The sequence below is a fragment of the Clostridium pacaense genome, assembly GCF_020709765.2.
Lineage (GTDB): Bacteria > Bacillota > Clostridia > Lachnospirales > Lachnospiraceae > Enterocloster > Enterocloster hominis.
Genome location: NZ_JAJFEB020000026.1, coordinates 35,798 through 50,315 on the forward strand (window position 1 = coordinate 35,798; position 14,518 = coordinate 50,315).

General features: G+C 53.6%; 12 protein-coding genes. 8 read left to right on the forward strand and 4 right to left on the reverse strand.

Annotation, left to right across the window (positions count from 1 at the left end):
- The first annotated feature begins 274 nt into the window (after positions 1–274).
- The 6 genes from LK536_RS55275 (at position 275) to LK536_RS55300 (ending at position 7,097) form a co-directional block, all read left to right on the forward strand.
- Positions 275–1,798, forward strand: a complete 1,524-nt coding sequence (locus tag LK536_RS55275) for a sugar ABC transporter ATP-binding protein (RefSeq protein ID WP_227796631.1) — start codon at positions 275–277, stop codon at positions 1,796–1,798.
- 16 nt (positions 1,799–1,814) lie between these two features.
- Complete coding sequence (locus tag LK536_RS55280; protein ID WP_227796632.1) at positions 1,815–2,834, forward strand: ABC transporter permease; 1,020 nt, start codon at positions 1,815–1,817, stop codon at positions 2,832–2,834.
- Positions 2,831–3,820 (forward strand): ABC transporter permease, encoded by a 990-nt coding sequence (locus LK536_RS55285; RefSeq protein WP_227796633.1) that lies wholly within the window; start codon positions 2,831–2,833, stop codon positions 3,818–3,820. Before LK536_RS55280 ends, LK536_RS55285 begins: the two co-directional genes overlap by 4 nt.
- Before the next feature lie 82 nt (positions 3,821–3,902).
- Entirely contained in the window at positions 3,903–5,087 is a 1,185-nt protein-coding gene (locus LK536_RS55290) for a substrate-binding domain-containing protein (protein ID WP_025485914.1), read from the forward strand.
- A 62-nt stretch (positions 5,088–5,149) separates the two neighbouring features.
- A complete protein-coding gene (lsrF, locus tag LK536_RS55295) occupies positions 5,150–6,028 on the forward strand; it encodes a 3-hydroxy-5-phosphonooxypentane-2,4-dione thiolase (RefSeq protein ID WP_227796634.1) in 879 nt (292 codons plus the stop codon).
- Positions 6,029–6,158: 130 nt separating this feature from the next.
- Positions 6,159–7,097 (forward strand): AEC family transporter, encoded by a 939-nt coding sequence (locus tag LK536_RS55300; protein ID WP_227796635.1) that lies wholly within the window; start codon positions 6,159–6,161, stop codon positions 7,095–7,097.
- A gap of 75 nt (positions 7,098–7,172) precedes the next feature.
- On the opposite strand, the gene LK536_RS55305 is transcribed toward LK536_RS55300, so the two are convergent.
- The 4 genes from LK536_RS55305 to LK536_RS55320 all read right to left on the reverse strand — a co-directional run bounded on the left by LK536_RS55305 (position 7,173) and on the right by LK536_RS55320 (position 11,630).
- A complete protein-coding gene (locus tag LK536_RS55305; protein WP_227796636.1) occupies positions 7,173–8,312 on the reverse strand; it encodes a M20/M25/M40 family metallo-hydrolase in 1,140 nt (379 codons plus the stop codon).
- Between the two features lie 15 nt (positions 8,313–8,327).
- Positions 8,328–9,887, reverse strand: a complete 1,560-nt coding sequence (locus LK536_RS55310) for an AbgT family transporter (RefSeq protein WP_008719202.1) — start codon at positions 9,885–9,887, stop codon at positions 8,328–8,330.
- Positions 9,888–9,901: 14 nt separating this feature from the next.
- Positions 9,902–10,870, reverse strand: coding sequence for an aminopeptidase (locus LK536_RS55315; RefSeq protein WP_025485917.1), 969 nt, complete (start codon positions 10,868–10,870; stop codon positions 9,902–9,904).
- 112 nt (positions 10,871–10,982) lie between these two features.
- Positions 10,983–11,630 (reverse strand): GntR family transcriptional regulator, encoded by a 648-nt coding sequence (locus tag LK536_RS55320; RefSeq protein ID WP_008719198.1) that lies wholly within the window; start codon positions 11,628–11,630, stop codon positions 10,983–10,985.
- Positions 11,631–11,887: 257 nt separating this feature from the next.
- Between LK536_RS55320 and LK536_RS55325 the strand changes: the two genes are divergently transcribed.
- Together LK536_RS55325 and LK536_RS55330 are read left to right on the forward strand one after the other, a co-directional pair.
- Positions 11,888–13,384: a gluzincin family metallopeptidase gene (locus LK536_RS55325; protein WP_227796637.1), complete on the forward strand. Its 1,497-nt coding sequence runs from the start codon at positions 11,888–11,890 to the stop codon at positions 13,382–13,384.
- A gap of 178 nt (positions 13,385–13,562) precedes the next feature.
- Positions 13,563–14,516, forward strand: coding sequence for a SpoIID/LytB domain-containing protein (locus LK536_RS55330; protein ID WP_227796638.1), 954 nt, complete (start codon positions 13,563–13,565; stop codon positions 14,514–14,516).
- Positions 14,517–14,518: the final 2 nt, after the last annotated feature.

Consider the following 14,518-nt stretch of genomic DNA (forward strand, 5'->3'; position numbering starts at 1 on the left):
TGTCAATATGCAAAATTGGGGGAAATACACATGAAATAGGGGAATGAACCTTAATAAATGCGCACTAATTCGTGAAAAAATAAGGCAAAACAGAAAAGTAAAAGGTACAAACCACTAAAAATGGTCCGGGCGGATTCGCGTAAATCATGTTAAAATGCTGAAAACCCCTTGACAAACTTATGTCATTCCCGTATACTTACAAGTGTTACAAATGTTTTATCAACAAACAAAAATATCAAAAACGATAAATACAGATGCGCTAAGGAGGGTAAACATGAGTCAAGCAGGAACATGTGATTCAAAAGACATGCTGCTTTCTGCCCGCGGCGTCTTTAAGACATTTGGCTTAAACGCAGTTTTAAAAGGAATTGACCTGGATGTTGGTAAGGGCGAGGTGCTGGCTTTGATAGGTGGGAACGGTGCTGGAAAAAGCACCCTGATGAAGATCATCATGGGTATCTACCAGCCTGACGAAGGGGAGCTTGTGATTGCAGGCGGGAAGATAAGTACCTTCAAACCTTCGGTCATACTTGCAAAAGGGGTCTACATGGTACCCCAGGAACCCATGCTTTTTCCCAACATGACGGTTGAGGAGAACGTGCTGATCGGTTTCAAGGAAAAGACAGGTCCCTTAAGGAAGCGGCTGATCCAGATCATGGATGACATTGGCTGGCACCTGGACCTGACCAGGAAGGCCATGAGCCTTTCCATTGCAGAGCAGCAGCTGGTTGAGCTGCTGAGGGGGCTTTTAAGGAACGCAAGGGTATTGATTCTGGATGAACCTACCAGCGCCCTGACATTTGACGAAGTGGAAAGCCTTTTTAAGATAGTGGAGGATTTAAAGCAGAAGGGCATTGGGATCATCTACATAACCCACCGTCTGGCGGAGGTGTTCCAGATAGCCACCCATGTGGCAATCATGAGGGACGGTATCATTACATTAAAAGGACGCGTTGCTGATTTTTCCAGGGAGATGCTGGTAAAGGGACTCCTTCCTCCCAATATGGATGAATCTGAATTAAAGGACGGCAAGGACACGGCTGGGTCCATTCACTACGAAGGCCTGAAGCCGGTGTTTGAACTGCAGCATTATTCCGGATACGGATTCGAGGACGTGAACCTGAAGGTATACCCCGGCGAGGTACTGGGAGTGGCCGGAGTGGTGGGCGCCGGACGTACGGAGCTGGCCACCACCATATTCGGAAGGGATAAGGTCTTAAAAGGAAAGGCAATCCTGGACGGTAAGGATGTAACCGGTCTTTCCACGGCAGAGGTGCTGAAGGCAGGCATCAATTACGTGCCTGAGGACAGGCGGCTGAACGGCCTGTTCGGCATCAGCGACGTGGCAGCCAACACAACGTCTTCCTTATTAATGGATAAGAAGATGGGCGGGTTTTTCCTGGACCGGAAAGCGGAAAGGGAAGTTGCCCAGCGCTACATCGATGATTTCCGTATCAAGGTAACGGGCCAGGACCAGACGGCCGGAAGCCTTTCCGGAGGAAACCAGCAGAAAATCGTTATCGGAAGGTCACTTTCCACCAACCCCAAGCTGGTCATCCTGGATGAGCCTACCCGTGGCATTGACGCCGCGGCCAGGGGCGATGTGTATTCCATTATTCATAAACTGAAGGCCCAGGGCGTGGCAATCATGCTGATATCTTCTGATATGGAAGAAATCGTGGAGCTTTCCGACCGGGCAGTGGTGGTATTTTCCGGGCGTATCAAGGGAGAACTGTCCAAGGCGGAAATCAGCCAGGCCAGCCTGATGGCAGCATCCTTTGGTGTGGCAGAAGAATGAAAGCAGGTGGAGAGACATGAATCAAATGAAAAAGATAATCAAATCCCATGAAATGAGCAGTTTTCTATTTCTGGCAGCATTGATATTCATTGTGGGATGTGTAAACCCGGCTTTCTGGCAGCCCACATCCATCTTAAACTGCTTTAACGACAGCGTGGTGTTTACATTGCTGGCAGTGGGCAGCGCCTTTGTCATCCTTACGGGTGAGATTGATGTATCGGTGGGCGCCACCCTGGGCATGTCCGCCGCAGTGGGGGCAACCCTGCTGAGGGACGGATCCAACTGGCTGGTAGCCATACTGGCAGCGCTGGCCATCGGGGCAGTGATAGGGTTTGTCAATGGATTTGGGGTTTCCGTGCTTCAGATCCCATCCCTTATATTTACCCTTGGCGTCAACGGTGTGGTGCGCGGACTGATTTATGTGTATACAAAGGGGGCGTGGGTGGAGAACCTTCCCGCCGAGTATACAAGGATGTCCAATACCCTGATAGCCGGGCAGCTCACCACCTTTTACGCGGTGACCATCCTGATTGTGGTTGCAGGCCATCTGATACTGACACAGACCAAGAAGGGCAAATACTTCATTGCCGTGGGGGACAACGCGGCAGGCGCCACCCTTGTAGGCATACCCGCAACCCAGACCAAAATCATGGCTTACATACTGAGCGGTATATTTGCTGCCGCGGCAGGCATGATTTACACCTCCCGGATCGGCTTCATAACGCCCACCGCGGGCAACAGCTATGAGATGAAGGCAATCGCGGCCTGTGTCCTGGGAGGCATTGCACTGACAGGAGGACAGGGAAGCCTGATTGGCGCGTCCATCGGCGCCATCATCATGTCCAGTATCAGCAGGATTCTTGTATTCCTGGGCTTCTCCTCTGATTACGACAATACCATTACAGGCATCCTGCTGATTACCATCGTGGTCATCAATACCGTAACGCAGAACAGGGCCATCCTGAAGAACCGGCACCACATACTGTCAGCAAGGACAGCGGCGGATGCTGATAAAAAAGGAGGGGTTCAGTCATGAAAAAGGCATTTAAAAGCTGGGAGACCGTCCTGCTCTGTATCCTGGTCCTTGAGTTCATCATATTCGCAACAGCTAACAGCAAGTTCCTGATGCCCCGGGTGTTGTTCGGGAGCATCAATGATATGATTTCCATCTGTATCATTTCCCTGTTCGTTACCTTTGTAATGATTACAGGAGGAATCGATATACAGGCCGGTTCCATTGTGGGCCTGACCTCCATTGTCCTGGGCGTGTCCTGGCAGGACTGGGGACTTAACATCTGGGCGGCAGCCCTTCTTGGAATCGTGGTGGCAGCGCTGTGCGGCGCCCTTTCCGGATACTTCGTGGCCTACTGCGGGGTCCAGCCCATGGTGGTAACGCTGGGTGGCAGCTTCCTGTTCTCCGGCCTTGCGCTGCTGGTATCCAACCTGTCGGCCACGGAAAGCTACAAAGGCATTAACGGGTTTCCTGACAGCTTTATAAGGATTACCAAGTTTAAGCTGTTCGGCGTCATACCCAACCAGGTGCTCATTTTCCTGGCCCTGGCCGTCATTGCTTACATATTGCTTCATAGGACCAAGTATGGACGGCAGATCTTCCTCATCGGCGTGAACCAGAATGCGGCCGAGTATTCAGGCATCAACAGCAGGCTGGTCATCCTCAGCACCTATGTGCTGTCCGCCATGAGCGCGGCGGTTGCAGGCATTGTTCTGACCTCCTATCTGGGAACTGCCAAGAGCGACATCGGCGCAACCCTGACCATGCCCATCATCACGGCGGTGGTGCTGGGAGGAACCCTGAGCACGGGCGGCAAGGGAAGTGTCCTTGGAACAGCCCTGGCAGCGGTGGTCATCGGCGTCTTAAGGTTCGGGCTTCCCCTCTGCTTTAAGGTAAGCCAGCAGTATCTGGATATCCCGGTGGGCCTGATCCTGCTTGTGGTGGTCATCGGACGATCCCTGGTGAATAACCAGAAGATCATCGCGCTGGTCCATAAAAAGAAAAAATAAAAAGGTATTATGGGAACAGGATTTCCCTGTAAATACGAACATGCAAAAAAACTATAATAATTTATTAAGGAGGAACAAGATTATGAAGAAAAAATTGTTATCAGTGGTTCTCGCAGGAGCAATGACCGTTTCACTGGCAGGCTGCGGCGGCGGTGGAAGCACCCCTACAACGGCAGCGCCCACAACAGCGGCTGAGACAAAGGCAGAGGCAGCTGAGACAAAGGCGGAAGAGAAAAAGGAAGAGACTGCAGCTGAGGCTCCGGCAGCAGGCGCGGACGTATCCGGCCTGACCGTTGCATTCATCCCCAAGCTGACCGGCAATGCATTCTTCGAGTCCGCTAATAACGGCGCCCAGGAATACTCCAAGGAGTGGGGCTTTACCGTTGATTACCAGGGCAGCGCCAACGCGGCGGTTGCAGACCAGGTAAATGTAATCAACAACGCAATTGCCAGCGGCGTGGATGCAATCTGTGTATCTTCCGTGGATGCCACCGGACTGGATTCAGCCCTGACAGAGGCAAAGGATGCAGGCGTAACCGTTGTTACATGGGATTCAGACGTTTCCGATACGGCCCGTACCCTGATGGTAAGCCAGGGAACACCGGACCTGTTAGGAAAGATGCTGGTTGACATGGGCGCTGATTCCTTAACCAACCGCGGCAAGGACGTAAAGGCTGATACAATTAAGTACTGCTGGCATTATTCACAGGCAACGGTTGCTGACCAGAACTCCTGGCAGGTTGCAGGCGAAGCCTACATCAAGGAAAACTTCCCCAACTGGGAAAATGTAGCTCCTGATAACTATTACTCAGAGCAGGATGCAGAGAAGGCTGTTTCCATCGGCGCATCCATCCTGGAAGCACACTCTGATATTGACCTGATCATCTGTAACGACTCCACCGCGCTTCCCGGACAGTGTAAAGCTGCCCAGAACAAGGGCCTTACAAAGGATGACGTTACAATTACCGGTTTTGCTTCCCCAATGTCCATCAAGGATTACTGCGCAGCTGGCGTAATTGAGCAGTGGGGCCTTTGGGACTGCGGCGTACAGGGCGCAATGGGATGCTACCTTGCAGCTTACCTTGCAGCAGGCAACGAAGTACATGTAGGCGACAAGATTGATATCCCCAGCATCGGTGAAGTAGAAGTTATGCCAAATGACTGCCTGGTTGAAGGCGCATCCACAGCAGAAGTCAACAACGGCGTTGTGTTGCTGCCTGAGCGTACCGTATTCAACGCAGACAACATGAACGATTATAACTTCTAAGTTGAAAAATAGGACAAAATTGATTAAACTGTAAGAAAAGACTTGGAAGGAGATTTTTGATTATGGCTGATTTGGAAGGCGTAAAGGTTGCAAAGGATTATCACGTGAACGTTCCTTTTGCCAATAATGAAGGATTCTATGTGAAGGGGGCCAATCATCTGGACTGGGGCATGAAGAAACATCTGTCCAACATTTTTAACCCCAAAAGCGGCAATACGGTAATGTTTGCATTTGACCATGGATATTTCATGGGATCGACCGCGGGCCTGGAGCGTCTGGATCTGGTGATTCCCAAGCTGGTTCCTTACGTGGATGTGCTGATGGGCACCAGGGGGGCACTGCGTTCCTGCGTGTCACCGGACTGCGGCAAGGGCATTGCCCTGCGTTCCACTTCCGGTTCCTCCATGCTCAACGATGATTTATCCCATGAGATCCTGGCTGTTGACATCGAAGACGCAATCCGCATGAATGCAGACTGTATGGCCATCCAGACCTTTATCGGCGCGGACGGACAGCTGTCCAGCATTGAGAACCTTTCTAAGGCAATCAACCTGGGAATGAGATACAGCATCCCGACCATGGGCGTTGTGGCTGTTGGCAAACAGATGGAGCGCACGGACCGGTTCTTTAAGCTGGCTACCCGTATTGTTGCAGAGATGGGCGCCAATATCATCAAGACCTATTACTGTGAGAACTTTGAAGAGATAGTGGCGGCCTGCCCGGTACCCATTGTAGTGGCAGGCGGCAAGAAGCTTCCGGAGAAGGAAGCCCTGACCCTGGCCTACAACGCAATCAGCGGAGGGGCGCGCGGTGTGGATATGGGAAGGAACATCTTCCAGAGCACCCATTCCCTGGAGATGGCGGCAGCCATCGGCAAGATTGTGCATGAAGGATTTACGGATAAGGAAGCATATGAATTCTTTGAGGATGCAATCCACTAAAGGATGGCTGGGGCGCGGTTGGAAGATGCCCTGAGACATGAAAAGGATTCGGATCAACTGGTTAAAAAAGGCAGGCTGCGTTGTTGGCCTGCCTTTTGTTTCAGGATTTTAGGAAAATGGGGGATGGAAAATGGAACTGGCTTTAAAAATAGCCCAGATGGTGGCGCCCGTGATTGCCATGATTGGCCTGGGATGCCTGTGCAGGAAAAAACAGTATATTGACGACAAGGGGCTGGCCGGACTGAAGGGCCTGATTGGGAACATCACCCTGCCGGTGGTGCTTTTCAACGCATTTCTGACAGCCTCCTACAGTATGAGGGTGCTGCTTGTGTTTGCGGTGGTCTATGCGGGATTTGGCATTGCCTTGGGATTTGGTTTCCTGACCAGGCGGTTTGTGAAGCCATATGACCGTTTCATGCCCTTCCTGCTCAGTTCGGCAGAGGGCGGGATGCTGGGATACGCGCTCTTTGCCCTGATTGGGGGCAGCGGCGCAACCTCCGTGTTTGCGACGGTTGATATCGGCCAGACCGTGTTTGCGTACACGGTGTACCTGTCGGCCCTTAAGATTACGGACGGGCAGAAGACAGGGGCCCGGGACGTGGTTGCCAGCCTTGTGTCCAATAAGGCGTGCCTGGGCATGGCGGCAGGTATCATACTGGGGGTGTCGGGAGCTGGAAGAATGATCCTTGGCTCGCAGATGGGAGGAATCGTGACAAGTCTCATTGACTTCATCACGGCGCCCACCGCGGGCGTGATCCTGATTGTGGTGGGATATGAGCTGGAACTTAGACGGGAGCTGATGGCCCCGGTGGTGAAGACGGTCTTGCTCCGCCTGACAGTGCTGGCAGCGGTATTGGCAGCGGGCAGCGCCGTCATATTCACGGTAACTCCCTTTGATAAGGAGCTTTTCATGGCAATGCTGCTGATGTACGCCCTGCCCGCGCCCTTTATCATACCGCTGTTTGCGGACACGGGGGAGGATGGGGCCTATATATCCACCACCCTCTCCGTGGGTACGCTGATGACCGTGGTGTTCTTTATCGGGATTGCGGCTTACAGCGCCGCGTGATGGCCGGACTGGCAGGGCGGGGCTTGCCTGGGAATGTGGCTCAGCCCGGGCGCGGGAGTGTCTGGGAAATGTGGCTCAGCCCCGGCAAGAGTCGTGCCCGTGAAATATGGCTGCCTCCCACAGAAACCGCGCCGTATCATACAGGTCTGTCTCTGCCAGCTCCTCCTCCGTTGAATGCCCCCTGGTCATCCCCACGCCCAGGTTCACGGCCATGATTCCCATGGCGTTCAGTGCGTTGGCATCACTGCCCCCGCCGGAGGAGGCGGTGAAGGGGGAAATGCCCATGGAGCGGAATATCCCTGACAGCTCCAATAAGAAGGGATGGTCCTCCGGGATATCGAACCCTTCATATAAATGTTCAATTTCATAATCCAGCGCCGCGCCGGATTCATGGCAGGCAGCCTTCAGGCAGTCCGTCATATGGTCTGTCTGGGCCTTGAGCTTTTCCTTGTTCCGGCTTCTGGCCTCGGCAATGAATTCCGTGCGGGGGTTTACCACATTGGTGGCTCCCACGGCGCTGAGTGTTCCGATGTTGGCAGTGGTCTCCTCATCCACCTTCCCCAGCTTCATGGCAGCCACGGCCCGGACAGCCGTGGTGATGGCGCTGATTCCTTCCAGGGGGCGGTTGCCTGCATGGGAAGCCTTGCCTGTGATGACGGCCCGGATTACGGCGTGGCCTGGGGCGGAGATGACCATGCGCCCTGGGGGACCGCTGGAGTCCAGCACCAGGGCATTACCCGTTTCCAGGAGGGAACGGTCTTTTTCCAGGGCCTTTGCCCCGTACTGTCCGCTTTCCTCCCCCACCGTGAAGATAAGCTGGACCGTGCGGTGGGGAACCGGATGGTCCTTTAAGGACCGGGCCAGTTCCACCATGGCCACTACCCCGCATTTGTCGTCCCCGCCAAGGATGGTGGGGCCTTTGCTGCGCAGGACGCCGTCCTGTCCAAGGACTGGTTCGATTCCCTTTCCGGGAGATACGGTATCCAGGTGCGCTGAGAGGATAAGGGGAGGATGGCCGGGACTGCCCTTCAGGGTGCACAGCAGGTTCCAGCCATTGGAATGGGTGTCCTGTGCATTTCCCTGCCGTATCACGTCCGCGCCCAGGGCCTTCAGGTCCTGTTCCACCATCAGGCACATTTCCCTTTCATCTCCTGATTCACTGTCAATCCTGACATATTCCATGAATGTTTCCAGTAATCGATTCCGGTTGACCATATGTATTCCTCTTTCCTACAGCATCAGTGAAACGCCGGGGCCGAGCGGAAGGCCGAAGGCCATCCATAATGCCAGGAGGATGGTCCATCCGATGAGGAAGATCAGGCTGTATGGAAGCATGGTTGCCACCAGGGTTCCGATTCCCGCATTGTCATCGTAGCGTTTTGCGAAAATGATGATGGTTGCGAACTGGGACATAAGCGGGGTGATGACGTTGGTACATGAATCGCCGATACGGTACGCCACCTGGGTCAGCTCCGGTGAGAAGCCAAGGAGCATGAACATGGGAATGAACACTGGCGCCAGGATGGTCCACTTCGCAGAGGCAGAACCCATGAACAGGTTGGCAAATGCGGAGAAGATGACAAACAGGATGATCAGCGGTATTGGCCCGATTCCCGATGCGCCGAAGAAGTTGGCGCCCTTCAGTGCGATGATGGTGCCGATGTTGGTGTATTTAAAATAGTTGATGAACTGGGATGACACGAATACCAGTGAGATATAGGTGCTCATGGAAGCCATGCTCTTGCTCATGGAGCCGCATACGTCCCGGTGGTCCTTAAAGGTCCCGGCCTTCCTGCCGTAAACAACGGCGGGAACGAAAAAGTAGAGCGCGATCAGTATGATGATGCTGTCCATGAAGGGAGAGCCGTCCACCAGGCTTCCTGTCTCGGGGTTGCGCAGGAAGGAGGACTGGGGGATGAGCAGCGCAATCATTCCGACGACCATGACCACCAGGACGATGTTGGCTGTCTTGAGGGCCTTGCTCTCTTCCTGTGACATGGAGCTGGAGGTGAAACCGGCGGTATCTGTCCCGCCTTCAAATTTCCCTAGGCGTGGTTCCACGATTTTATCTGTTATGATGGTGCCAAGTATGGTGATGACAAAGGTGGAGGCGCACATGAAGAACCAGTTGCCTGTGGGCTGTACCGTGTAATTGGCGTCCACGATACGGATGGCCTCATTGGTGATTCCTGAGAGCAGGGGATCCAGGGTGCCTACCAGCAGGTTGGCCGAGAATCCGCCGGAAACACCTGCAAAGGCGGCTGCCAGCCCGGCCATGGGGTGACGGCCGTAAGCCATGAACATCAGGGCGCCGATGGGAATCAGCACCACATAGCCCGCGTCCCCCGCCACATTGGACATACATCCTAAGAATACCACCACCGGTGTGATAAGGGCTGCCGGTGTGATTTCCACGGTCTTTCGCAACAGGGAGGATATCCAGCCGCTCTGTTCCGCCACGCCCACGCCCAGCATGGCCACCAGCACGGTGCCCAGCGGCGCGAAGCCGGTGAAGTTCTTAACCGCATTGGTCATCATGTAGACAATGCCGCTGGTGTTGAACAGGCTTTTGATCGTGACGATGGTGTGTTCCACTTCCCCGGTTTTGCTGTTGATTAATTCGCCTTCCGCGGAAACGCCCATGGCGTGAAGCAGCCCGGAGATGACCACCACGCCCAGGGCGAAGAGGCCGAACAGAACGATTGGATGGGGGAGCTTGTTGCCTGCCCGTTCCACTACGTCCAAGAAACGGTTGAACAGGGACTTATTCCTGGTTTTTTCTTTTGTCATATATCATATCCTCCTTACAGTACGACTTTTCCGTCTTTTAAAATGGTTTTTCCGTCAGCAGTTACGGTTGCGTCCTTCATGATCAGGTCATAGTGGCAGGCAGCCTTGACCGTGCCGCCCAGTGTGATGCTGGTGCCGATGCCGATGTGGGCGGTGCCGTAGACGCCTTCATCCTCCAGCATGAAGCCCATGAAGCGGCAGTTTGGGTTCAGCCCAAGGCCCATCTCAGCCACATTATAGACATTGGGGTCCTGTTTGCTGTCCAGGTCCGCCTTTAACATCCTGGCCTGGCGGCCGCCTTCGATGGAGACAATCATTCCGTTTTCAACGATGCAGCGCACCGGCTCGTCCAGGACGCCGATTCCTATGTATGGAATGCTTCCGTCCGCCACGATGACGCCGTTGGCAGTGCCTTCCAGAGGCGAGACATTGGCCTCCACCGTGGGTATGGTTGAGAACTCACCCTTGTCCACCATGCAGTAAAGGGCGTTGCCGCGCCTTCCTGCGGCACTGTAGTAAAGGTCGGTTCCCATGGCGGTGGTCAGATGGATTTCCTCTGAGCCTGCCAGCGCGGCTGCCACGGCTTTGCATTCTGTTTTGGCTGCTTCGAAATCAGCTTCAATTCCTCCGTGTATCATCATGTCCTCGGTGAACTGGGTCAGCACCACGCCGCGGGAACCGGCTGCAATGGCGTCCTTTACCGCGTGGGTGTGGGTGATGGACCTGCCCACCACGGAAATAAACGCGTCGCTGGCCTTCATGGCAGCTGCAATGGGAGCCGGCGGCTCCTGTCCGTCCGTGTCACGGGGGACCATGACCTGCAGGATAGGCTCTGCCTGGACCCGGTATACGGCTGCGGCAATGGCCTCCGCAATGGACAGGCGGGAAGCTTCCGTGATGATCAGCACCTTCTCGCCCGGTTTTACTTTGACACAGGTGGATACCACCTTGTCGGCCCCTCGGGCCATCAGTATTTTCTTCATTCTGTTACCTCCATTCCAATGGTATTATATATGTTCCTGCCTGATGTTGATTTCAGGACAGATATTCAATATTAAATATTCTATAGAATATATCGGGGCAAAAAAAGAAGGGTTACCTTCTCTTTTTCATATAGGCAAGCCCGTTGTCCAGATGGACGGACATGGCCCTGACCGCCTTTTCCTCATCGCAGTCAAGGAATGCCTGGACGATGCGCTTGTGTTCGGACAGTATCTCCTGTTCGCGCTTGGGATCCATGGCCGAATACTTCATATCCCGCAGGATGACGGTGCTGAGGGAATCCATCAGATGGATCAGGACCTTGTTGCCCGCTGCCTGGTAGATGGTCTGGTGGAAACGGCTGCTGTTTTCCGAGGTCTTCATGAAATCATCTTCGCTGGCAGCGCTGTGGGACAGATGGACCAGAAGGTCTAACTGCTGGTCCGTAATCTTATGTACGGCTTCCCGGACCGCCATAAGCTCCAGGTTGGCCCGGCATGCATAGGCATCCATGATTTCCTCATAGTCCAGCTCCTTCACCACGACGCCGCAGTAGGGGATGCTTTCAATGAAACCATCCCGCTCCATGCGCCGGAATGCCTCACGTACCGGCGTGGCGCTGACAGCCAGCTGTTTGGCCACGTGCTGTTCCTGGAGCTTGGTTCCAGGTGGAAGGGTGCCTTTTACAATGGATTCCACCAGGGTGCTGTATACTTTTTCACTGAGCGGGGTCTTGCCGACTGCTTTTAAATCTTCTATCATGGATGGGTCTCCGGTTTATTTTATATTCTATAGAATATATAGTACTATATTGAAAGCAATGGCGCAAGCACTTTAATGCGTTGATATGAAAAAAAGTAAGAATCATAGCGGTATTTTTTTACAGATAAAATTTGCGGTGCGCATGTATATTGATGTATAATGACAGGGAATCATATGGATGGGAGCGCGTTTCAGCCACGTTTCCAGGACCTGTTACTGTTTCTGTATCATGGACAGTCGGGCAGGAAGGAGAGAAAATGTCAAAGCCGTACGAAGAATTAAAACCATACATGGACAAAGCCATGGCCATCAAGACAGCCATGACCTTATTTGAGTGGGACAACGAGACGCTTGCCCCAAAGGAGGCAGGGGAACTGACAAGCCAGGTCATCGGTGTGCTGTCAGGCGAATATTTTGAGGCAGTGACCTGCGATGGGATAAGGAAGCTTTTAAAGGAGTGCCGTGAGCAGGGCGGACTGTCAGAGGCAGAGGCAGCCAATGTGAGGGAACTGACAGAGGAGCTGGAGCAGACCATGTGCATCCCCCAGGAGGAGTATCAGGAATTTGCCCGCCTGACCGCCAGGGCCACCAGCGTGTGGGCCAAGGCTAAGAAAGACCAGGACTTTGAGGCATTTGCCCCAACCCTTGAAAAGGTCATCGGGTTCCAGAAAAAGTTTGCGGGCTACCGGGCCAAGGATGGGAAAAAGCTCTATGATGTCATGCTGGATGATTATGAGAAGGGATTCTCCATGGAGAACCTGGATGAATTCTTCGGAGTCCTGAAAAAGGAACTGGTGCCATTCCTCAAGAAGGTAATGGAGGAAGGCAAAAAGATTGAGGACGGTTTCCTGAAAGGGGATTATCCTGAGGAAAAGCAGGAGGAACTGGGACGTTTCCTGGCAGGGTATGTGGGCTTTGATTTTGACCGCGGTGTCATGGCGGTCAGCGCCCATCCCTTTACAACTAACCTGCACAATAAGGATGTGCGTATCACCACCCACTACACGGACTGCGTGAACAGTTCCCTGTTTTCCGTCATCCATGAAGCCGGGCACGGCATCTATGAGCTGGGAATCCGGGATGATTTAACCCTTACCCCGGCCGGACAGGGGGCCAGCATGGGAATGCATGAGTCACAGTCCCGGTTCTTTGAGAATATCATTGGCCGCAACCGTGCATTCTGGGTGCCCATCTATAAAAAGGTGCAGGAAATGTTCCCCAGCCAGCTGGGGCAGGTGGACCTGGACCGGTTCGTGGAGGCCATCAACAAAGTAACCCCGGGCCTTATCCGCACCGAGGCGGATGAACTGAGCTACAGCCTTCATGTGCTGATCCGGTATGAGATTGAGAAAATGCTCATTGAGGAGGACCTGGATGTGGAGAAGCTGCCCGGTATCTGGGCGGATAAATATGAGGAATATCTGGGCATACGCCCTGAGAACCCGGCAGAGGGCGTGCTCCAGGACATCCACTGGTCCCAGGGGTCCTTCGGGTATTTCCCGTCCTATGCCCTGGGCAGCGCCTTTGGGGCACAGCTGTATTATCATATGAAGAAGACCATGGACTTTGAGGGACTTCTGGCGGACGGCGGCATTGACGCCATCCGTGAGTACCTGAAGGAAAATATCCACCAGTATGGAAAATTAAAGACCAGCCGCCAGATATTAAAGGATGTGACAGGGGAGGACTTTAACCCGGAATATTATGTGCGGTATCTGAAGGAAAAATATACCAGGATTTATGATTTGAAGTGACCCGGCCCCATGGCGCCCAGGAAATCATATAATATCCTAAATATCGCCCGCCGGCCCGGCCCGGTGCGGCGATATTTTTTTATGCGCCAAAAGGCGGCACATAGGGCGCCCGTCCCGGACATATATTGATGACAGAGGGATTTTTCAGCCGCATTCAGGGAAAGGAGGGAGGGAGTGCATGAACAGACGCATCCTATGGGCAGCCCTGACCGGGCTAATGGTCCCCTATGTGGGCACACTTGCATGGACAGGCACCATCCGGGGGGAGGAGCTGCACTATGAACAGCAAAAGGAAGTATCGGGAAAACGCAGGATCCTGCTGGACCGGAGCAGCGGTTCTTATTATATGGACATAGAGGAGTATCTTCCCGGGGTCATTGCCAGGCAGATGCCGGTTGATTATGAGCCGGAGGCGTTAAAGGCCCAGGCAATCATTGCGCGCACCTACATCTGCCGCCAGATGGAGGCGGCCGGGGAAATGGATGAGATAGCGGAGTCGGCCCTGGACATGGACTATGTGGAGGCGGACCAGTTAAAAAGCCTGTGGGGCACCAGCCGTTTCCCTGAGTATTACAGGAAACTGGAAGATGCGGTAAAGGCCACTTCCGGCATTGTGATGACCTACGAGAACCGCTGCATTGACCCCATGTTCTGCCGGGCCACGGCAGGCATGACGAGGAAGGGGGATTTTACCCACCCTTACCTGGAAAACGTGGATTGTCCGGGGGATGTGGAAGCGGAGGGATACATGCAGATTGCCACATTTTCCAAAGATGAATTCGTGTCCCGTATCAACGGGATTCCGGAAGGGGAAACAGGCGCCCGCTCAGTGGACGCGTCACAGATCCCGGATTCCATACAGATTGTGTCCAGGGACACGGCGGGCTATGTGGACCAGATACAGATTGGAAATGCCGGCTATTCCGGCGAAGAGGTGCAGTATGCCCTGGGACTCCAGTCCGCCTGCTTTACAATGGAAAGCTATGAGGACCAGATCCGGGCGGTGGCAAAGGGCATCGGACATGGTTACGGCTTAAGCCAGGCAGCTGCCAATGAGAAGGCAAAGGCCGGCTGGAAGGCAGAAGATATCCTGAGTTATTTTTATAAAAATATTACTTACATTTCTGAATAAGT

Coding starts and splice junctions, on each gene's coding strand:
- LK536_RS55275 (WP_227796631.1), top strand. CDS start 275: ATGAGTCAAGCAGGAACATGTGATTCAAAAGACATGCTGCTTTCTGCC.
- LK536_RS55280 (WP_227796632.1), top strand. CDS start 1,815: ATGAATCAAATGAAAAAGATAATCAAATCCCATGAAATGAGCAGTTTT.
- LK536_RS55285 (WP_227796633.1), top strand. CDS start 2,831: ATGAAAAAGGCATTTAAAAGCTGGGAGACCGTCCTGCTCTGTATCCTG.
- LK536_RS55290 (WP_025485914.1), top strand. CDS start 3,903: ATGAAGAAAAAATTGTTATCAGTGGTTCTCGCAGGAGCAATGACCGTT.
- lsrF (WP_227796634.1), top strand. CDS start 5,150: ATGGCTGATTTGGAAGGCGTAAAGGTTGCAAAGGATTATCACGTGAAC.
- LK536_RS55300 (WP_227796635.1), top strand. CDS start 6,159: ATGGAACTGGCTTTAAAAATAGCCCAGATGGTGGCGCCCGTGATTGCC.
- LK536_RS55305 (WP_227796636.1), bottom strand. CDS start 8,312: ATGGTCAACCGGAATCGATTACTGGAAACATTCATGGAATATGTCAGG.
- LK536_RS55310 (WP_008719202.1), bottom strand. CDS start 9,887: ATGACAAAAGAAAAAACCAGGAATAAGTCCCTGTTCAACCGTTTCTTG.
- LK536_RS55315 (WP_025485917.1), bottom strand. CDS start 10,870: ATGAAGAAAATACTGATGGCCCGAGGGGCCGACAAGGTGGTATCCACC.
- LK536_RS55320 (WP_008719198.1), bottom strand. CDS start 11,630: ATGATAGAAGATTTAAAAGCAGTCGGCAAGACCCCGCTCAGTGAAAAA.
- LK536_RS55325 (WP_227796637.1), top strand. CDS start 11,888: ATGTCAAAGCCGTACGAAGAATTAAAACCATACATGGACAAAGCCATG.
- LK536_RS55330 (WP_227796638.1), top strand. CDS start 13,563: ATGAACAGACGCATCCTATGGGCAGCCCTGACCGGGCTAATGGTCCCC.